The 20,054-nt window shown below is 39.8% G+C and carries 14 protein-coding genes; 9 read left to right on the forward strand and 5 right to left on the reverse strand.

The features are described 5' to 3' along the window. Positions 1–42 precede the first annotated feature (42 nt). Together Q0A08_RS18695 and Q0A08_RS18700 are read left to right on the forward strand one after the other, a co-directional pair. Complete coding sequence (locus Q0A08_RS18695) at positions 43–3,576, forward strand: response regulator (RefSeq protein WP_438462980.1); 3,534 nt, start codon at positions 43–45, stop codon at positions 3,574–3,576. Between the two features lie 5 nt (positions 3,577–3,581). Next, positions 3,582–4,451 carry a CheR family methyltransferase gene (locus Q0A08_RS18700; protein WP_438462981.1) on the forward strand — a complete coding sequence of 290 codons (870 nt, stop codon included), beginning with the start codon at positions 3,582–3,584 and terminating at the stop codon, positions 4,449–4,451. Between the two features lie 36 nt (positions 4,452–4,487). Here Q0A08_RS18700 and Q0A08_RS18705 read toward each other — a convergent pair whose 3' ends face one another. Further along, on the reverse strand, positions 4,488–6,566 hold the full coding sequence (locus tag Q0A08_RS18705) for an EAL domain-containing protein (RefSeq protein WP_438462982.1): 2,079 nt from the start codon (positions 6,564–6,566) through the stop codon (positions 4,488–4,490). A 220-nt stretch (positions 6,567–6,786) separates the two neighbouring features. Between Q0A08_RS18705 and rep the strand changes: the two genes are divergently transcribed. Continuing rightward, positions 6,787–8,835, forward strand: a complete 2,049-nt coding sequence (rep, locus tag Q0A08_RS18710) for a DNA helicase Rep (RefSeq protein ID WP_438462983.1) — start codon at positions 6,787–6,789, stop codon at positions 8,833–8,835. 80 nt (positions 8,836–8,915) lie between these two features. On the opposite strand, the gene Q0A08_RS18715 is transcribed toward rep, so the two are convergent. Further along, positions 8,916–9,527, reverse strand: a complete 612-nt coding sequence (locus Q0A08_RS18715; protein WP_438462984.1) for a uridine kinase family protein — start codon at positions 9,525–9,527, stop codon at positions 8,916–8,918. 145 nt (positions 9,528–9,672) lie between these two features. On the opposite strand from Q0A08_RS18715, the gene Q0A08_RS18720 reads away from it, so the two are divergent. The 5 genes from Q0A08_RS18720 to Q0A08_RS18740 all read left to right on the forward strand — a co-directional run bounded on the left by Q0A08_RS18720 (position 9,673) and on the right by Q0A08_RS18740 (position 14,999). Further along, entirely contained in the window at positions 9,673–10,251 is a 579-nt protein-coding gene (locus Q0A08_RS18720; protein WP_438462985.1) for a uridine kinase, read from the forward strand. 128 nt (positions 10,252–10,379) lie between these two features. Continuing rightward, positions 10,380–10,712, forward strand: a complete 333-nt coding sequence (locus tag Q0A08_RS18725) for a DUF3392 domain-containing protein (protein WP_438462986.1) — start codon at positions 10,380–10,382, stop codon at positions 10,710–10,712. Positions 10,713–10,984: 272 nt separating this feature from the next. Continuing rightward, positions 10,985–12,358 carry a glyceraldehyde-3-phosphate dehydrogenase gene (locus tag Q0A08_RS18730; RefSeq protein ID WP_438462987.1) on the forward strand — a complete coding sequence of 458 codons (1,374 nt, stop codon included), beginning with the start codon at positions 10,985–10,987 and terminating at the stop codon, positions 12,356–12,358. 225 nt (positions 12,359–12,583) lie between these two features. Further along, positions 12,584–13,588, forward strand: coding sequence for a peptide antibiotic transporter SbmA (sbmA, locus tag Q0A08_RS18735; protein ID WP_438462988.1), 1,005 nt, complete (start codon positions 12,584–12,586; stop codon positions 13,586–13,588). Positions 13,589–14,057: 469 nt separating this feature from the next. After that, on the forward strand, positions 14,058–14,999 hold the full coding sequence (locus tag Q0A08_RS18740) for a LysR substrate-binding domain-containing protein (protein ID WP_438462989.1): 942 nt from the start codon (positions 14,058–14,060) through the stop codon (positions 14,997–14,999). On the opposite strand, the gene Q0A08_RS18745 is transcribed toward Q0A08_RS18740, so the two are convergent. The 3 genes from Q0A08_RS18745 to Q0A08_RS18755 form a co-directional block, all read right to left on the reverse strand. Then, positions 14,996–15,772, reverse strand: coding sequence for a TSUP family transporter (locus Q0A08_RS18745; protein ID WP_438462990.1), 777 nt, complete (start codon positions 15,770–15,772; stop codon positions 14,996–14,998). The two genes, Q0A08_RS18740 and Q0A08_RS18745, sit on opposite strands and share 4 nt — an antisense overlap. A gap of 165 nt (positions 15,773–15,937) precedes the next feature. Further along, positions 15,938–17,437, reverse strand: a complete 1,500-nt coding sequence (gene glpD / locus Q0A08_RS18750) for a glycerol-3-phosphate dehydrogenase (protein ID WP_438462991.1) — start codon at positions 17,435–17,437, stop codon at positions 15,938–15,940. A 150-nt stretch (positions 17,438–17,587) separates the two neighbouring features. Then, positions 17,588–18,367, reverse strand: coding sequence for a DeoR/GlpR family transcriptional regulator (locus tag Q0A08_RS18755; protein WP_438462992.1), 780 nt, complete (start codon positions 18,365–18,367; stop codon positions 17,588–17,590). 148 nt (positions 18,368–18,515) lie between these two features. Between Q0A08_RS18755 and glpK the strand changes: the two genes are divergently transcribed. Further along, complete coding sequence (gene glpK, locus Q0A08_RS18760; RefSeq protein ID WP_438462993.1) at positions 18,516–20,000, forward strand: glycerol kinase GlpK; 1,485 nt, start codon at positions 18,516–18,518, stop codon at positions 19,998–20,000. Positions 20,001–20,054: the final 54 nt, after the last annotated feature.

Genomic DNA, 20,054 nt, shown 5'->3' on the forward strand with positions numbered 1-20,054 from the left:
TAATTCAAGCTAATACATTTATCGGTAAATAGTGGTGACTCTATGACGCGTGAAGTGAGTGCTTTGAAAAAAAAGAAAGATCTCAATCATTTTGTTAAGTTGCTAGTTTCACTTTTCTGCTTTGTTTCCATTACTGGCTTTGGCCTTTATTCCTATACCCTCTATTTGAGTGAAGAGCTCACCCAGAAATCTGCCTTAAACAGTGCCTCCATTTACACTAGAGCACTTAAAAAAATCCGCTCGCTTTACTCGTCTGAAGTGGTTGATGCTGCCTCCAAACATGGAATGCTGGTTACCCATGATTATGACAAACAAGACGGGGCTATCCCTCTTCCTGCTACCTTTAGTATGTTAATTGGTAAACAGATTGGAGCTCAGAGCGATGCAAGCTCTAAGCTATATAGCCCTTACCCGTTTCCTTCTCGTGAAGATGCTGGTGGTTTAAAAGGCGAATTTGCTAAAAAAGCATGGTCTTATTTACAAGCAAACCCAGACAGAGCTTATTCTGAGTTTTTTGAGCTTGATGGAGAGCCTGTACTTAAATATGCCACTGCAGATGTGATGACTGAAAGCTGCTTAGCCTGTCATAACTCACACCCAGACTCGCCTCAAAAAAACTGGCAGGTAGGCGATGTTAGGGGAATATTAGAAGTCACATTACCTCTCAATAAAATTATTGAGTATTCGAATAACAGCCTATTAGGTGTGTTTTGGCTATTGTTTTCTATTTCTATCCTGGGTGTGCTGAGTGTTAGCTTTTTCGTAATTCGTATGAAAAAAGATGCGATTAAGTTGGAGCAAAGTGCGTTAATAAAAGAGAGCTTAAATGGGCTTAATGATGCTATGAGTGGAGAGCAAAATATCTCACAGATGAGTCAATCTATTTTAAGTTATTTAGCTCCGATTCTAGGGGCCCAACAAGGAGCACTGTTTCTAGCAAGAGAAGATCAAGCCTATACCCTGACTGGAAGTTATGCCTTGTCTCGTGGTGAAGGAGCCAAGCAGAAATATGAAAAAGGCGAGGGTTTAGTTGGCCAAGTTATCGCTGACAAAAAGATGTTAGTGGTGAGAGACATCCCTGAAAATTATTTGGTTTTAGATTCAGGTTTAGGAGCAGGTGAGCCTAAAATGATAGTGCTTTACCCTATTTTGTTTGAGGGTGAGTTACTGGCAGTGATGGAGCTTGCAAGTTTAGGTAGCTTTAGCGCTACTCATTTTGAGTTTTTAAATGATATCGCTTTGATTATAGGTATCGCCCTAAAAACGACCATTTCCCGAGAGAAGACGGACGAGTTATTGATTTTGAATCAATTCCAGGTGTTGGAGTTGAAAGCTCAGCAAGAAGAGCTTGGTATAGTCAATAGTGATCTTGAAGCTCAGGCGCAGAGGCTAAGGTCTTCAGAAGAAGAGCTGAAGGCGTCAGAAGAAGAGTTGATACAACAGAGTGAGCAGCTACGACTTAGTAATGTTGAGCTGGAGGAGAAGCAAGAGTCTCTCACCATGCAAGCGCAAGAGTTGATGATTTCGAAAAAAGAATTAGAAGAAAGCGCTTCGGAGTTGACTCAAGCCAGCAAGTACAAATCTGAATTCTTAGCAAATATGTCCCATGAACTAAGAACACCGCTTAATAGTTTATTAATTCTGTCGAAGATTTTATCTGAAAATAAACAGGGTAATCTCACCTCAGATCAGGTGGAAGAGGCCAGTATTATCAATAAAAGTGGCCATTCATTGTTAGAGTTAATTAACGATATTATGGACTTGTCTAAAGTCGAAGCGGGCATGTTAGATATCTGTATTGAAACGACCTCCCTTAATGGCATTTGTCATAGTTTAGAGTCCCTTTTTATTCCAATAGCAAGAGATCGAAATATTGGTTTTAGCATTGCCTTAGACCCAGCGATATCCGATCTGATTCAAACAGATCAAAAAAGGGTGGAGCAGGTGTTAAAGAATTTTTTATCTAATGCCTTTAAATTTACCAAGCAAGGGGAAGTAAAACTCGATATCAGTTCAACTGAATTACAAGATGGCCGTGCGGTTATATTTTCTGTCACAGATACTGGTATTGGGATTCCGGAATCAAAACAAAAGTTGGTTTTTGAAAGCTTTAAACAAGCTAATGGCTCAACTAGCCGAGAGTTTGGTGGCACAGGACTGGGGCTGTCTATATCAAAAGAGTTAAGCCAGTTACTGAAAGGTGAAATACGTTTAAAAAGTGAAGAAGGTAAAGGCAGCTGTTTTGCACTCGTTATCCCTTGCGCAATAGGAGAGGATGTACCGCTTATAGCTGATGTGACGACGTCTTATAATGCCATTCCGCCAGAGCCTATTAATCAAGTGACTAGCACTTGGTTTGATGATGATAGAGACCAGCTTAAACAAAATGATAAGAGTTTGTTAATTGTTGAAGATGATCAAACTTTTACTAAGGTGCTCATCGAGTATGCAAGGTCGATCGACTTTAAAGTCATAGCAACAAATAAAGGAACAGAGGGGCTGATATTAGCGAAAAAATATAAGCCAAAGGGAATCTTATTAGACATAGGTTTACCTGATGCAGATGGTCTTGAAATACTGGAGGCATTGAAAGCTGATATTGAAACCCGTGACATCCCTGTACATGTGTTATCTGCGAGTGATAACAAGGTAGCGTCAATGCATTTAGGTGCGATGAACTATCTGCAAAAGCCGACTGAAATCGATAAAATAGGCAATCTACTACAAGACTCTGATGAACCGCTTGATACTGAAATTAAACAGATTCTACTTGTGGATGACGATCGGGATGCACAAGTCGCTATTCAACATCTGATTGATAAAAACGAAGTTGCTTTGTCTTGTGTAAATGATGCAGAGCACGCCTTTGAACAGCTAGATAAAAAACGCTTTGACTGCATCATTCTAGATTTAGGTTTACCTGATGTAAGTGGTATGGAACTAGTGAAAGCAGTAAGCCATAAGGTCAAAAACTTCAAAACACCTATTATCATTTATACCGGTAAGGAGCTGAACTCGGAAGAGCAAAAAATCTTACAAAACCACTCCATCTCGATTGTGATTAAAGGTTCTGAGTCGCCAGAAAGGTTATTAGATGATGTCGCCTTATTCTTAAATCATATCGACGGTTCTCATACACCTGTACAACCTGAAAAACTCAAGATGCTTCATGATGAAAATAGCATGCTTGAAGGGCGTCGTGTTTTGGTTGTTGATGATGATATGCGTAATGTTTTTGCCATTACTCGGGTGCTTGAGCAGACGGGATTAATTATTACTCAAGCAGAGAATGGTCAAGCTGCTGTTGATGCTGTGACCAATGCGGATGAGACGTTTGATTTAATCTTAATGGATATCATGATGCCAATAATGGATGGCTTGGAAGCGACTCAAATCATTCGAGGCATGCCTGATTATCAATCGATTCCCATTATTGCGCTAACCGCCAAAGCTATGCCTGGAGACAGACAAAAATGCCTTGATGCGGGTGGCTCAGAATATTTAATTAAACCGTTAGACATGGATATGTTGCTTTCTATTTTACGTGTTTGGTTATACCAACCCAGTATGGTGTAAAGCTGATGGCAGAATATGCAGAGATTGATTCAGAAAGCCGTTTATTATTAAGCGCTGAGATTGAACAGTTAGAAATAGATCTGTTTTTAGATGCTGTCTATAAACAGTATGGTTATGATTTTCGACATTATGCTAAGCCATCATTGCATCGGCGTATCTTGAACTGTTTAGCCAGAGAGAAGAAGCAACATGTGAGTGAGCTTATACCCTGTATTTTGCATGATGAGTATTTCTTTGATCGCTTTCTGCAAGATATGTCTGTCACAGTGACTAGTATGTTTCGTGACCCTAAGTTATTCCGTCTCCTTAAAGAGCGAGTCATTCCAAAGCTTAGCACTTACTCCTCAATTAACATCTGGCATGCGGGTTGCGCCACAGGCGAAGAGGTTTATTCTTTAGCTATTCTATTAGAGGAGGCTGGATTACTTGATCGTTGTCGTATCTATGCCACGGATTACAATAATGACTCTCTTAAAAGTGCTCGAGCGGCTATTTATTCTCTGTCGAACTTTAATGAGTATCAAAGGAATTATACGCTGTGTGGTGGTGAGAAAAAGCTATCTCATTATTATCGCACCAATAAAACCTCCGCTATATTTTCACCTACCTTGAGAGATAAAATCATCTTCGCACACCATAATTTTATGAAAGATGGTGCATTTGCCCAAATGCATCTGGTGTTATGTCGTAATGTGTTGATTTATTTTGATAGCAGCTTAAAAGAGCGTGCACTCAAAGTACTTAATGAAAGCATTATTCCACGAGGTTTTTTCATGATGGGTGATAGGGAAAGTCTGGAATGTACTAATGAATTGGGCGCTTTTGAAAGGGTATTGGAGGATGTTAACTCTATCTATCGTAAAAAGCTGTTTTAACCGCCTTATTATTTTATCTGCTCTTTTAACGCATTTTTATTGCAACTGAGTTGCTTGAACACAGTATTCATCTAACTGATGAATGGGTAAAGCTGGGCTGTAATAATAGCCTTGTATCTTATTACACCCTAAAGCAACCACTTGTTGATGATGCATTGTGCTTTCTACCCCTTCTGCAATCACATCCATATTACACGCATCGGCAATGGTGATTATGGCTTTTACCAGAGCCTCTGTTTTTTTACATGAGCCTAGTCGCCTTACAAAGCACTGATCTATTTTAATCGCATCAAAAGGCAGCTTCTGAAGATAGTTTAGTGATGAATAACCTGTACCAAAATCATCAAGAGCCAAGCGAACTCCCATGGCTTTTAAGTTGTGTATACTGGTGATGATAGATTCGCTGTTGCTTAAAATAGCGGTTTCCGTAATTTCAAAAATGAGCCGTTCTAGAGGGAAATGGTATTTTAAAAGAATGTCTTTTAACTCTTCTAAAAAGAGAGGGTGATTAAGTTGCTTAGCGGATAAGTTAACCGAAATAGTCAGGTGCTTATTCTTGTTTTCTTGATGCCAAAGTGCCAGTTGATCACAGGCTTGAATGAGTACTTGTTTGCCTACTTCTTGAATCAAGATGGACTGTTCGGCAATAGGGACAAAGACACCTGGCGAAATTTGCTCACCATAGCCTTGTTCTGGCCAACGTGCGAGTGCTTCAAAGCCAACAAACTCACCTAAATTGACGCTAAATTGAGGCTGATAATGGACGACTAGAGCACGGCTCTCTAATAAGTGTCTCAGTTTGTTTTGAATGCTTGCTTGTAAGCTTCTTTGCTCTGCCATTTCTGAAATGAATAGTTTAAAGCGGTTTTTACCGGCTAATTTGGCTTCATTAAGCGCAATATCGACCGATTTTAATAATACGGATTTATCGTAATGACCGGTTTTTGCATCTGCAATGCCAATACTGGTTTCTATGTAAATTTCATGGTCTTGGATAATGAATGAGTTAGAAATAAGTTGTACTAGCTGTTTTGCTAGATTCTCTGCTGCATGAATTTCTGGGTGCTGAATTAAGATAGCGAATTCATCGCCTCCTAAGCGAGCAGCAAAGGCATTAGAAGGTAAACTCTCCGTAATTCTAGAGGCAACGCCAACCAATAGTTTATCGCCTATGCTATGGCCTAAGGTGTCATTAATCTTTTTAAAGCCATCTAACCCCAGCATTAATAAGAAAAAATTGGACTCTTTGTCTTGGGTATCCAGCAGTACTTTATTCAGATGTTGGTTAAAGTGATTTCGGTTGGCGAGCTTGGTTAAACTATCAAAATTAGCTAGGTGTGTTAGCTCTGCTTCATAGGCCTGCTTTTGTGTGATGTCTTGAAATAAGATAATGACATCATCGTCTTGATCTGTTTGCTTGCGCGAGCAAGTTATCTCAATTTTATGGACGTCTTTATTAAATGGTTTAAGCGTCACTTTTTGCTGTAGCACACTGTTGGCTTCAATCTGGGTTTGTATCTTAGTAAACAAATTTTCGGTGCAGTTTGTTTGAGTAAACCACTTATTAAATTGCGTTGATAAAACCTCAGTCGCTGTTTGATTGAGTAAGCTTAGGGCTGCTGCATTGGCAAATTCAATGATCCCTTCTTGGGATACCTTGATGAGGCCTTGGCCTATCGATTCTATGATGGCGTCTTTTTCTGCTTTCAGCCTTTCAGTCCTATTTTGTAGCTGGTCGAGTGTGACATATAAGCCAACCTTGTTAAGCAAGATGGTCGGCTCTATCGGCTTGGTAAGATAGTCTACGGCTCCTGAATCATAGGCTTTTAGCGCGCTTTGGTTACCTGTATGGGCTGTAAGCATTATGATAGGCGTATGTTTATGACTTTCGGTACTTGTGATGAGCTCAGCTACTTCGTAACCGTCCATTTCTGGCATGTTAACGTCGAGTAGGATAAGTGAAAACTGGTGGTGAATGATTAAACTTAAAGCCTGATTGCCAGACTCTGCATGAAAGATCTGTATATTATCGATAGGTTTAAGCAAGCGCTCCAAAGAGACCCTATTAGAGTGATAATCGTCAACAATGAGTATCTTGCTCGCTCTTTTCTTCACATAAATGACCTTTGAATGACTATGAATAAAGGCTAGTTCAGTTTATTTGCTACGTATATGCCGCTGTTGTTAGGAATTTGTAGCTAATCGTTTCTAAATGAGTTGAATGTATCTTTATGAAATTAGATAAAGTTAAAGGGTGGAATTTATATGCTTTTAAGTAGTTGCTGATGCCTCACTCATGTAAAATTGCCCAATTGTCCTTTTTTGAGTTAACAGCATGTCAGAAGCCCCGCCAACAATTCGCCAGCGAATGAAAAACCTTAATGATCGTCAGCTAGATGCAGTAAAACGTATTGATGGTCCCCTGTTGGTATTGGCAGGTGCGGGTAGTGGTAAAACCAGCGTAATCACAACTAAAATCGCTTATTTGATACAAGAGTGTGGCTATAAGGCGACTAACATTGTTGCTGTGACCTTCACCAATAAAGCGGCCCGTGAGATGAAAGAGCGGGTTGTTAGTATGTTGAGTAAAGATGAAAGCCGAGGCTTGAAGATCTCAACTTTCCATAACTTAGGCTTAACCATACTGCGTAAAGAATATGCGAAAGCGGGCTTAAAGCAGGGTTTCACACTGTTTGATTCGCAAGACTCTCTTACTCTGATTAAAGAGATTCTTGATAAAGAGTTTAATGAACAGGCTGATGAAGCTAACTTTTGTCAGATGACCATTTCTAACTGGAAAAATGACTTAACCCCGCCGAATGAAGCAGTGGTGAATGCTGACTCAGATGAAATGCTGTTAGCTGCTCATGTTTATGGCCAGTATCAACGCTATTTAAGGGCCTACAATGCTGTCGATTTTGATGACTTAATCCTCTTGCCGGTAAGCTTGCTAAGTGGATTTGAAGATTTAAGAGAGCGTTGGCAGCGCAAGGTTAGATATTTGCTGGTGGATGAGTGTCAGGATACCAATAACAGTCAATATGAACTAATACGTATTTTAGCGGGCACTCGTAAATGCTTTACCTTAGTAGGTGATGATGACCAATCTATTTATGCTTGGCGTGGTGCTAGACCTGAAAACCTTGAGCGTCTGAATACGGACTACAAGGGACTTAAATTGGTGAAGTTAGAGCAAAACTATCGCTCCACAAAGACCATTCTTAAGGCAGCTAATACCTTGATAGCGAATAATCCCCATGTGTATGACAAGTCTCTTTGGAGTGACTTGGGCATTGGTGACCCTATTCGAATTATGGTGACACGAAATGAAGAATCTGAATCAGATCGAGTGGCTGCTGAAATACAATCTCGTCATTTAAGGCATGACATTCCCTATAAAGATTTTGCCATTCTTTACCGAGGTAACCATCAGGCGCGCCTGATAGAAATTAAGCTGCAAGCTTATCGAATTCCTTACAAAATGAATGGTGGCACCTCATTCTTCGCCCGTGCAGAAATCAAAGATCTCATGAGCTATTTACGCTTATTGGTGAATCCAGAAGACGATAATGCCTTTTTACGCATTATTAACTTGCCTAAGCGAGAGATCGGACCTGCCACCTTAGAGAAGGTCGGGATCTTAGCGACCGAGCATAAAGTCAGCTTATTTGCGGCTTGTGAGCTTGCTGAGTTAGAAGAAAGGGTTACTGGCCGTTCTTTGAAGAGTTTGCGTGAGTTTGAGCATTGGATCAGTTCTTTGAGACGGCGCTTGTCCGGCGCTTCTCCTGTCCCTGTGATAGAGCAGATGATTCATGATATGGACTATTATGGCTGGCTTCAGGAACAATCTAGCTCTCCAAAAGCGGCTGAAAGGCGTATTGAGAATGTACGCTTCTTACTCGAATCTATCCAGCGCATGATGGAAAGTGCTTGGGAAGAAGATCCTAATGCAGAGTTGGATCAGGCGATTAGTAAATTGTTATTAATCGACATGTTGGAGCGACAAGAAGAAGAGGAAGACGAGGACAAGGTACAGCTATTAACCTTACATGCTTCTAAGGGTCTTGAGTATCCACACGTCTTTTTGATTGGCTGTGAAGAGGAGTTACTGCCTCATCGAAACAGTATTGAAAATGATGATATTGAAGAAGAGAGGCGCTTAGCTTACGTTGGTATTACTCGGGCAAAACGCACCTTGTGCATTACCTTAGCATCGAAAAGGCGTCAGTATGGGGAAGAGATTGATTGTATGCCGAGCCGTTTCCTAGATGAACTGCCTGATGATGTGGTGCAATGGGAAGGTCGTGGCGATGAATCTGATAAGATTAAGAAGGAGCAGGGTAAAGCGTCTTTATCTGCTTTAAAGGCCATGCTTAACAACTAAATATCAAAGAACTAACACCAGAAACTAAAAAAGCCGTGTAACTCTGTTACACGGCTTTTTAGCTTGCTAGGCAAGCTAGATTAGATCGCGCCTTTTTCCTTTAGAAGGTAATCAATATGATTACGGAAAAGGTTTGCAGCATTAGTGAAACTATTATTATTAGGAATAATAAAGTCCGCTTTGTTACGGATATCTAATGTTTTCAATGCTGCTTGTCTAACATGTCGCATATAGCGACTTGTGACTTCGTTCACATTACGGCCACGCTCAGAGATATCTCTCTTTAAGCGTCGTACCACTGCAATATCAAGATCAGTATCAACGAACAGTAGATAATCAACGGCATCGCGAATACCTGAATCTTGGAACATCATATGGCCTTCAACCAAAACAACATGGGTTGGCTCAAGATTACGATAACCAACACGGCTGTGTTTTGAGTGATCGTAAATCGGTATTTCATTTGGCTGTTGACGATTTTTACAATTATGAATAGCTAAAGTGAGGCTTTCTGTATCTAAAGAGCTTAAGTCATCAAAATTATAAACATCAGGATCTATACTGCCACAGCCATTATAAAAATTGTCCTGACATAGAACCGTGATTTTATCTTCATGACCTTCCGCTAATAGCGAACAAAGACGGCTCTTTCCGCTACCGGATACACCAGTAACGCCAATAACTAGCGCCATTTATTACCTCATTTTACAGTTGTTTACGGGATTGAACTCCTGTGTTGGAAGTCCTTGATGTAATATAACAGAAGCAAGGTTAAAATTCCTTGCTACTCTTATAGATACTAATCTTTTTCAAATCTTTTTTGCGGCTGTTATTCTCATGAACACTTGGTTTTTCTATCGCACCTTATGCTGCCTCAGCATAATGAGCTTCGCTTTTGTTTCTATTACTGTTAATGCTGAAGAAGTCGAGTTAGGGAAAACAGCCCCACCACCGAGCTATGCTAAATCTGCTGAATTATTTGGTTTACTTATTAATGATTTAAGCCAAGAAGAATTTGAAAAACACCTAAGAAGCATGGGTATGTCACCTTACCCTAGTTATCAAGCAGGAAAAGCAAACTACAGTTTGGGCGATAAAGGGATCTTGGGTATTAGGCAGATTTCAGTGCATTACAATAACTATAATTTTGTAGAGAGAATTGAACTGCATGGAATGGTTGAAAATGTAAAACAGCGTAGTTCTCTTGGTAATCTACTCTTTAAGAAATATGGGCCCCCTATGGCGGGTTTTGTTAAAGATGGATTTGGCCGAGCACAATGGCGTTTTGCAGATGGCACTTTAGTCGAGCTGCATAATACAACTTATGAAGTTAGCATCTCTTATCGTGATTTAATCCCTAAAAGAAAATCGGTATCAGGTGAAATTAATGTTCAGGCATTAAAAGATAGGCTTTGATCATTCATTTACAGCTTATAAAGGAATGGGTTTTTAGTTGTCATGTTTTTATGCTATTTATTTGAGAACATGACCCTAAATTAATTTTCTGCACTAGATAAATGCAGATAAGCGAATACCAATCATCCATGAACTTTATTTTAGAACTTAACCACGAACTGGTTTCCTTGATGAGGCCTTATCTGGCTGATATTTCTCTCGCTTTAGTTGCAACTTGTTTAGTCGTTTACGGCGATAATGTTAATAAACTGCTTAAACAACTAGTTTATAGATGGCACTTTGTCGCGAGAGTTCTTGTTTTTATCCTTATGTGTACATTTGGTTATGGTATTTTAACCTTATGGCTACAACCTTTAATAGAGTCCTTGTTAAGGCAAGTTTCAGCAAACTATCTTGCGATTCTGGTGATTAGTATCTTCTGTTTTTTAGGCGTAATGGCGGAGCGAAAGCGTCATTTATAAAAAAAATAGAAAAAAAACGTGAAAGTTAATCCCTTTTCACGTGATCTAATAACTACATAAAATGAGTAATATTCATAAATATTGTAATAATTAGTTGCTCATGTCGTAAACTTTCATAACTGCCTGGTTTTTTCTCGTTATTTCATAACGAAAATGCACCTAAGCTCCCGTTTTTAGGGCGTTTCGTAGGCTTCTTTCAATTTGTAATGAGACGTTTTGCCAGCTAATATTCGCGCAAATATCGCTTTATGTTACTGCTTTCGGAGAAACTAATGACAAACGCTTGGCTTACCTCTCTTTCACTTGTTGAATCTATGATTCCTGTTTTAGGTCAATTGGGCCGTGAACAAAACGTTAAAGTACAACTAGCAGGCAAAAGCCTTCTAGCTGATTCTGTGACAAGTCTAATGACAGTGTTTGATCAGTATCCAGAGATTGACCTTGCGCAAATCGTAGAGCTTTTAAATGAGCTAAAAGATAGCAATGCATCTAATACTGTTGTTGATCTAGAAGCACTGATTGCTGAAAATGAACTTGATGCTATTTTGCAAACAAGCGTTGATAGCGGCGAACAAACACCGGTTGTACTTTATGGCTTTGGCCGTATCGGTCGACTACTAGCACGTCGTATGTGTAGCATTGGTCACACAACACCAAGCATGAAGCTAGCGGCGATTGTTGTACGTAAAGCTGGTGATAAAGACCTTAAGAAGCGTGCTAGCTTGCTTAAGTATGATTCAGTACACGGTACTTATGATGGCTTGGTTAAGGTTGATGCTGATCAGCAAACATTGATCATTAATGGTCAACCAGTAAAAATTATTTACGCTTCACATCCAAGTGAAGTTGATTATCAGGCACATGGTATTGATGGTGCGCTACTTGTTGATAATACAGGTATCTGGCGTGACCATGATGGTTTGAGTGTTCATTTACAACGCCCAGGCATTGAGCGAGTTGTTTTGACTGCTCCTGGTAAGCAAATGAAGAATATCGTATTCGGTGTAAACGATGCTGATATCGATAGCCAAGATCAAATTCTTTCAGCGGCTTCTTGCACAACCAATGCGATTACTCCAATCCTATCTGTTTTAGAAAACAAATACGGTGTTGAGTCTGGACATGTTGAAACGGTACATGCTTACACAAACGATCAGAACTTGATTGATAATGTACACAAAGGTGATCGTCGCGGACGTGCGGCTGCCATGAATATGGTTATCACTGAAACAGGTGCTGCTAAAGCAGTCTCTAAAGCGATTCCTGCTTTGGAAGGTAAATTGAGCGGTAGCGCAATTCGTGTTCCTGTGATCAATGTATCAATCGCTGTATTGAGCTTGAACCTTAAGGCAGAAACATCAGTTGAAGAAATCAACGCACTTCTTAAAGATGCGTCTGCATCATCTGAACTAACAGGTCAAATTGCTTATAGCGATGCACCTGATGCGGTTTCTTCTGACTTCATTGGTTGTGAAAATGCTGGCATTCTAGATTCTCAATCGACTAAAGTTCGTGGTAAACAAGCGACTTTGTATGTTTGGTACGATAATGAGTACGGTTACAGCTGCCAGGTAGTTCGCCTAATGGAGCGTTTGTCTCAAGTTGGCCTTCAGGTAAAGCAAGAAGAGCAAAACCAAGCTGCTTAATGTCTTAGTTTCGTTATTCAAAAAAACGGCAACCACTGGTTGCCGTTTTTTTTGTCTAAAAGAAAGTCAAAGTTGAACCTTTCCAGTGACTTGCTAGTCTTTAAATAAATAAAGCTGAACTAATTGATTTTATTAAGATGTTAAGGTTGACGAGACAGCTGTAAATAAGGTGTATTAGAGTTAACAAGTGGCTTGTTGCCGCAACAATGAATAGGTAAGTAGATAATGTTTAAGTCTTTTTTTCTTAATAAGAAGTGGCTGCTCTGGTCATTATTCGGTTCAATTTTAATCTTGGGCGTGACCTGGTATAAGGTGCAGTTAGATGTGCAAATTAATGAATGGTTTGGTGACTTTTATAATACCTTACAACAGGCATTAGCTGAGCCAAACAGTGTTTCGTTAGAAGAGTTTATTAGTAAATGCTTTACCTTCGCCAAAATTGCAGGCTTGTATGTCTTTATTGCCGTGATGCTCGGCTTCTTTGTTAGGCATTATATTTTTCGCTGGCGTACAGCGATGAACGAATACTATATGAGCCATTGGCAAAAGCTACGCCATGTTGAGGGTGCTGCTCAGCGTGTTCAAGAAGATACCATGCGTTTTGCCAGTATTATGGAAGGATTGGGTGTTGCCTTTATTCGCTCTATTATGACCCTAGTCGCGTTTTTGCCTCTGTTATGGGTATTGAGTGAAAATGTGACTGAATTACCTTATTTTGGACCCGTAGATCATTCGTTAGTCTACATTGCCATTTTATCTGCGTTATTTGGTACTGTGCTGCTAGCTGCTGTAGGGGTAAAACTGCCCGGGTTAGAGTTTAAGAACCAAAGAGTGGAAGCGGCTTATCGAAAAGAGTTAGTTATCGGTGAAGATAATAGTGAAAGAGCTGATCCGCCAACGGTCAAAGAGCTCTTTACTCATGTTCGTAAGAATTACTTTAACCTGTATTTACACTATATGTATTTTGATGTGGCTAAGTGGTCTTATTTGCAATTTACCGTTTTAATTCCCTATATTGCTATGGCACCAACTATAGTCGCAGGCGCGATTACGCTGGGTTTATTACAGCAAATCTCACGTGCATTTGGGCAGGTAGAAAATTCTTTCCAGTTCCTTGTGAATTCTTGGAGTACCATTGTCGAATTGATTTCTATTTATAAGCGCTTAAAAGCATTTGAATCAATTATTCATGATAAAGAACCGAGTAGTGAAGATGCCGTGTCGTCTTAGTCATAAATTTTAAGCAAAAAAAACCGGGCAAACCTAAGTTTGCCCGGTAATACAAAAGTAACTAGCAGTTGCCTGGTAAAAATGCATGTGGGTAGCATTTTTACCTGCCAAACTATGTCTGTGGGGGCATAATTTGGCCAGATAAAAGCAGTTAGGGCTGCTTTTATCCATCTCGATCAGATCGAGAAGATGTGCGTATTTTAGGTATTTTTAAGCTAACTACAAACGATATAAATTAATTTTTAGCATTAGTTATGCTAATCTAAAAAACATTCTTATTTAAAAAGTCCATTTTTCATTTTATCTCTTAAAATCATTAATATGGAGATGAAAAAACTATAAAAATTAAGTTTTATAGTGTCTGTATCTGATACTTTTGTAATAAGTAATGCTTTTAATAAAGGTTTTATGTTTTTCTTTATCGTTTTTGGTGTAGATCACCTAAGTATAAATTGGAGAGTTCCTTATAATGCGACAACTTCCATTAGCCACACTCTTCACTTTTGAGGTTGCTGCAAAGCACCTGAACTTTACCAAAACAGCTGAAGAGCTCCATATCACTCAAGGTGCGGTCAGCCAACAAATACGACAACTTGAGGATAGGATAGGATTTAAGTTATTTGAGCGTTATCACAGGCGTTTAACCTTGACCTCAGAAGGGGCAAGGTTAGCCCTTCAACTTAATCATAGTTTTACCGAAATTGATTCATTACTAACTGAATTAAAAGAAGATAAACAATCTAATATTCTTACCTTATCCGTTATGCCTTCTTTTGCGAGTAAGTGGTTAATTCCTAGGCTAGGAGATCTACAAGCTGCGTATCCTGATATGCAATTACGGATACAGGCTAATGATAAAGAAGTAAATTTTGGTCGTGATAGGGTGGATGTTGCCATTGTCCATAGTCATCTTTATAAGGGCACTGATTTTCAGGTTCCATTAATTAAAGATAAGGTATTCCCTGTTTGTAGTCCTGAGTTTGCAAAGCAGCACAAATTACTTGAACCACAGCAGCTTGTTGGTTTGCCATTATTAAATGATGACTCTGAAAGTCGCTTTAGTACCCCATATGTTGAATGGGAAAATTGGTTGCAAAAAGCCAATGTAAAAGGAGTGAAACCCTCTCGTGCGATTAGTTTTAATCGTGGTGATCTTGCGATACAGGCTGCTGTAGCAGGCCAAGGTGTCGCATTAGGACGTACTCCCTTAGTCATGGATGATATTCAAAGTGGGCAACTGATTAAGCCTTTTACAGCTGAATTGGATGATGGCTTGAGTTATTTGTTTGTTTGCCCTCAAGCACAAAGTTTGCGCCGAGAGGTAAAGGATTTACTCATCTGGTTATTACAAAGCTGCTTTGATTATGAGCCAGAATCAACCTTAACCTCTCCCTCGGCATTTATAGATTAGAACCAATTAGTATGGATTAATTTAGCTGACATTAGCAGGCACATGGTAATCACCATAGGGCGTATTAAAACGTTTCCTTTGGTGACAACTAATCGAGAACCAATCTGTGCACCTAACCATTGACCTGCTGCCATACAAAAACCCAATCCCCATAAAACGTGGCCTGTAAATGAGAAGATCGCCAATGATGCGACATTACTGGTTGCATTTAACACCTTGGTATTTGCTGTTGCCGAAATAAGATTCATGCCAGTTAGGCAAAGATAAGCTGTTGTGAAAAATGCGCCCGTGCCTGGACCGATCAAACCATCATAAAAGCCAAATGATGTACCAATAATAAGTGCAAAAGCAAAGGTGGAAAATTGCACCTTACTGCTGATAAACGGCTGTAGCTTATTGAGAAATAGAAAGAAAATGGCGACTAAAATCAAAATGATAGGAACAGCTTTAAGAAGCAAGCTGCTATCTAGATAAGCCACTAAGATGGTGCCTAATACACTCCCGACAGCGGTTGTAATAATCGCTGGGAGTAATGCCTTTAAGTCGACTTTTCGTCGTTTTATAAAATGGTATGAGGCAGATAAAGTGCCCGCACAACCTTGTAGTTTATTGGTTGCTAAAGCTTGTGCAGGCTCTACACCAGAAAATAAAAGTGCTGGAACGGTAATAAGGCCGCCGCCACCTGCAATAGCATCTATGATGCCCGCTAAAAAAGCCACACCAGTTAAAATAAGTAAGGTGCTTAGGCTAAAATCGAAAAATATAAAATCCATTTATGTGAGGTCCAGCTAGGAGGGGTTAAACAGGCCTATAAAGTAACATGAAACCTTATTTATTCTTGGGTTTATTCAAAAAAAAGCCGCAACTTTCATGAAGAAAGTGCGGCTATAAAATGAACACTAGGTTCATAGAGAATGATCGAGTGTAGATCCTTCAAGTCATGCGGCTACTAGACCTTGCTTAGCAAGGTATTGGTCAAGTTGAGTTGTCATTTCATTGCTAAACTCTAAGCCTAATTTAGTACGGCGCCATAGAATATCTTGGCTAGAGTAAGCCCATTCGTGTTTAACTAAATAGTCGACTTCAACTTGGTATAAATCGTTGGAAAAACTTTGTCCTAATGCTTCGATTGAATTCGCCCCTTTTAAGAAGGTTTCACATAAGGTGCCATAGGAATTAGCGTATCGGTAAGCAAGCTTCTTGTTTAAAAAGCGATATTTGCTTTGTAGTAATTCGGCGTAACCCTGAAGGCTAGTGTTAAGGTCACCACCAGGTAAACTGCTTGAATGTGTCCACTCTTTGCCCATATTTGGGTAATAGTCTTTAAGGTCATCCATACAAGAGAGCGCTAGTTGTCGATATGTGGTTATCTTGCCGCCAAACACACTTAATAAAGGCGCTTTTCCTGCTTCGTCTTCTACGTGCAAAGTGTAATCACGAGTGACTGCGGATGGATCGCTAGACTCATCTTCTAATAGAGGTCTTACACCTGAGTAGGACCAAACGATATCTTCATTGCTGAGTTGCTCTTTAAAGTGTTGGTTGGCAACGGATAGAATATAATCTGTTTCATCCTGAGAAATACTGACTTCAGATGGATTGCCAGTGAACTCTTCGTCAGTTGTCCCTATTAAGGTGTAATCATTACGGTATGGTATGGCGAAGACGATTCGCTGATCTTCATTTTGCATGATAAAGGCATTATCTTGTTCGTATAACTTAGGTACCACAATGTGACTGCCTTTTATCATACGAATACTGTAAGGCGCTTTTCTTTCTAGCTTGGTTTCAATAAATGATGATACCCAAGGCCCTGCTGCGTTGACTAAACCTCTAGCCGTCACTGTCTCTGTTTCAGTAGATCCTGCTTTTTGAAGCGTGATTTCCCAAACACCATTCTTACGTTTAGCATTGATGCATTTGCGTCTGTCGTAAATTTTAGCGCCATTTTTTTGAGCGCTTAAAGCATTAATGATAACTAATCTTGCATCATCTACCCAACAATCTGCGTACTCAAAGCCTTTAGTAATTTCACTTTTTAGCGGGCTAGAAGTATCGTATTTAACGCCATGTGAACCGCTTAATGCTTCTCTTTTGCCTAAGTGATCATAAAGAAATAGGCCGATGCGAATTAACCAAGCTGGTCTAAGGTGAGGTCTATGTGGCATTTGAAAGCGCAGAGGTGTCACTATGTGTGGTGCTACTTTCAATAATACTTCACGTTCGTTCAAGGCTTTTTTAACTAAACCAAATTCATAATGCTCTAAATATCGGAGGCCACCATGAATCAGTTTACTACTATTTGAGGATGTGGCGCTTGCTAGGTCGTTCATTTCGCAAAGCGCAACAGATAGACCACGGCCAGCAGCGTCAGCAGCTATTCCCGCGCCATTAATACCGCCACCTACAATAAAAAGATCAAAGTTTGTTTCTGGCATTGCTTAATCCCACATATCAATATTAGTAAACTTGGTCAGTTTTGAATAATAATGTTCAAAAACGAACATTCAATAACGAAAGAGTAAAGCAAGCTTGTTCATTTCGCAAGTTTGCTTTACTAAAAAGGTGAAAATGTTAGATATTCGTGGTTACTTTGAATTGTCTGCTAAGCATAAAGTCAGGGCAACATCATGCTCATTTAGGATCTTTTGAATAGCTTCAGGTGGTTCTACATCTGTAAACAAGGTGTCTACTTGGCTAATACTACCCAGTCTTACCATGGCATTACGACCAAACTTGGCATTATCTGCGGCAAGAAAAACAGTACGAGAATTGTTAATGATGCTTTGTGCCACTCTTACTTCTTGGTAGTCATAGTCGAGTAGCGAGCCATCTTGTGGGTCAACACCACTAATGCCGATGATGCCGTAATCAACGCGAAATTGATTAATAAAGTCGAGTGTCGCTTCGCCTATAACGCCGCGATCTCGAGCGCGAACTGTGCCGCCAGCAATAATAACAGTAAAGTCTTCCTTGCTGCTTAGAATACTGGCGACATTTAAGTTGTTAGTGATTACTTGCAAACCTGTGTGGTTAAGTAATGCTTTAGCAACGGTTTCTGTTGTCGTGCCTATGTTAATAAAGAGTGAAGCATGATCAGGAATTTCAGACGCAATTTTTTGAGCAATAGCTTGCTTGGCATCGAGTTGCAGAATTTGACGTGTCGCATAGGCAACATTGGTTGTGCTTGAATCAATACTAGCACCGCCATGATGGCGTCGAATTTTATCAGCATCGGCAAGCGTATTTATATCTCTGCGTATTGTTTGTGGGGTGACATTGAAGTGTGCAGAAAGCTCATCAATGGTTACATAACCACGCTCTTTGACAAAGAGTGTGATTTTTTCATGTCGAGTTTGTTGACCCATTCTGTCAAAGGCTCCTAATTTTATGACTTGCCAATGAAGGCAGTTGTGGTTTTAATATAAAGGATTCAAAGACGAACATTTAATGTTCGAAATATTGTAAACTCTTTCATACTTAATTAAATATGAAACTTGCCCATAGAGACTCACCATGACTAATTATATTCTAGCAATTGATCAGGGAACCACTAGCAGCAGAGCCATAGTGTTCGATGCAAAAGGTAAGCGCATTGGGCAAGCTCAGCAGGAGTTTAACCAAATATTTCCGCATGACGGTTGGGTTGAACATGATCCTGAAGAGATTTGGCAATCAAGCTTAAATGTTTGTCGCACTGTGCTCAAGGATACAGGGTTAACTGCTCAAGATATAGCCGCGATAGGAATTACTAACCAGAGAGAAACGACCGTTCTTTGGGATAAAAATACGGGTAAGCCTGTTTATAACGCGATTGTTTGGCAGGACCGAAGAACCAGTCAATACTGCCAGACTTTAACGGATCAAGGTTGGCAAGATAAAGTTCAAGCTAAGACAGGTCTGCTAATAGACCCTTATTTCTCTGCTACAAAAATCAAGTGGATTTTAGATAATGTAGAAGGGGTGAAAGCAAAGGCCGAAGCCGGCGATATTGTTTTTGGCACGATAGATTCTTTCTTGTTATGGCATTTAACATCGGGTAAATCTCATAAAACAGATGCAACTAATGCGGCAAGGACAATGGCGTTCAATATTCATAGCCAAGAATGGGATGATGAACTTATTGAGGTAATGGGGATTGGTGACGTTCTCTTCCCTGAAGTCATGGACTGTAGCGCTGATTTCGGTATGTCATCGAGTGATTTATTTGGTGGAGAAATTCCAATTACGGGTATGGCTGGAGATCAGCAGGCAGCCTTAATTGGTCAAGCTTGCTTTGAAAAAGGGATGGTCAAAAGTACCTATGGTACGGGCTGTTTCATGATATTAAACACAGGTGAAGAAGCACTTAAATCAGAACATAAAATGCTGACAACGGTGGGCTATCGTCTTGATGGTAAAGTTACTTATGCACTTGAAGGCAGTATCTTTATTGCTGGGGCAGCTATTCAATGGTTAAGAGATGGACTAAAACTTTTTAATGATGCCAAAGAGACAAAAACATTGGCCGAGCAAGCTAGAAACCAAGACTCTGTTTATCTTGTGCCTGCTTTTACTGGCTTAGGTGCACCTTATTGGGATCCTGATGCTCGTGGTGCAATGTTAGGTTTAACTCGTGATACAAGTGTTGCAGACATAGTAAGTGCTGGCTTACGTTCTGTTTGTTATCAAACCAAAGACCTTGTGAATGCCATGGAAAAAGATGGTGCGGTTTTCAATTCTTTAAGAGTTGATGGTGGCATGGTGGTGAATGATTTGGTTGTACAATTCTTGGCTGACATTCTTGGTGTAAAAGTTGAACGACCTAAGGTAACTGAAACAACGGCTTTAGGTGCAGCATTTTTGGCAGGATTAAAAGTAGGGGTCTATTCTTCTTTAGAGGAAATTACATCCTTATGGTGGTCAGATAAGGCATTTGAGTGTGAAATGCCTGAGTCACAACAAGATGCTCTCTATCACGGATGGCTAGACGCTGTTAATAGGGTGAAAACGAAAGATTAAAAAAATTACGTTTCTATACAGCTTTTCGCTTGTTTCAAAACTGACTTATGGCTA

The sequence above is a fragment of the Marinomonas sp. PE14-40 genome (assembly GCF_051623805.1).
In the GTDB taxonomy this organism is placed as follows: domain Bacteria; phylum Pseudomonadota; class Gammaproteobacteria; order Pseudomonadales; family Marinomonadaceae; genus Marinomonas.

Excerpts from the sequence above, each read along its gene's own strand:
- Q0A08_RS18695 (WP_438462980.1), top strand. The coding sequence starts at position 43 with ATGACGCGTGAAGTGAGTGCTTTGAAAAAAAAGAAAGATCTCAATCAT.
- Q0A08_RS18700 (WP_438462981.1), top strand. The coding sequence starts at position 3,582 with ATGGCAGAATATGCAGAGATTGATTCAGAAAGCCGTTTATTATTAAGC.
- rep (WP_438462983.1), top strand. The coding sequence starts at position 6,787 with ATGTCAGAAGCCCCGCCAACAATTCGCCAGCGAATGAAAAACCTTAAT.
- Q0A08_RS18715 (WP_438462984.1), bottom strand. The coding sequence starts at position 9,527 with ATGGCGCTAGTTATTGGCGTTACTGGTGTATCCGGTAGCGGAAAGAGC.
- Q0A08_RS18720 (WP_438462985.1), top strand. The coding sequence starts at position 9,673 with ATGAACACTTGGTTTTTCTATCGCACCTTATGCTGCCTCAGCATAATG.
- Q0A08_RS18725 (WP_438462986.1), top strand. The coding sequence starts at position 10,380 with ATGAACTTTATTTTAGAACTTAACCACGAACTGGTTTCCTTGATGAGG.
- Q0A08_RS18730 (WP_438462987.1), top strand. The coding sequence starts at position 10,985 with ATGACAAACGCTTGGCTTACCTCTCTTTCACTTGTTGAATCTATGATT.
- sbmA (WP_438462988.1), top strand. The coding sequence starts at position 12,584 with ATGTTTAAGTCTTTTTTTCTTAATAAGAAGTGGCTGCTCTGGTCATTA.
- Q0A08_RS18740 (WP_438462989.1), top strand. The coding sequence starts at position 14,058 with ATGCGACAACTTCCATTAGCCACACTCTTCACTTTTGAGGTTGCTGCA.
- Q0A08_RS18745 (WP_438462990.1), bottom strand. The coding sequence starts at position 15,772 with ATGGATTTTATATTTTTCGATTTTAGCCTAAGCACCTTACTTATTTTA.
- glpD (WP_438462991.1), bottom strand. The coding sequence starts at position 17,437 with ATGCCAGAAACAAACTTTGATCTTTTTATTGTAGGTGGCGGTATTAAT.
- Q0A08_RS18755 (WP_438462992.1), bottom strand. The coding sequence starts at position 18,367 with ATGGGTCAACAAACTCGACATGAAAAAATCACACTCTTTGTCAAAGAG.
- glpK (WP_438462993.1), top strand. The coding sequence starts at position 18,516 with ATGACTAATTATATTCTAGCAATTGATCAGGGAACCACTAGCAGCAGA.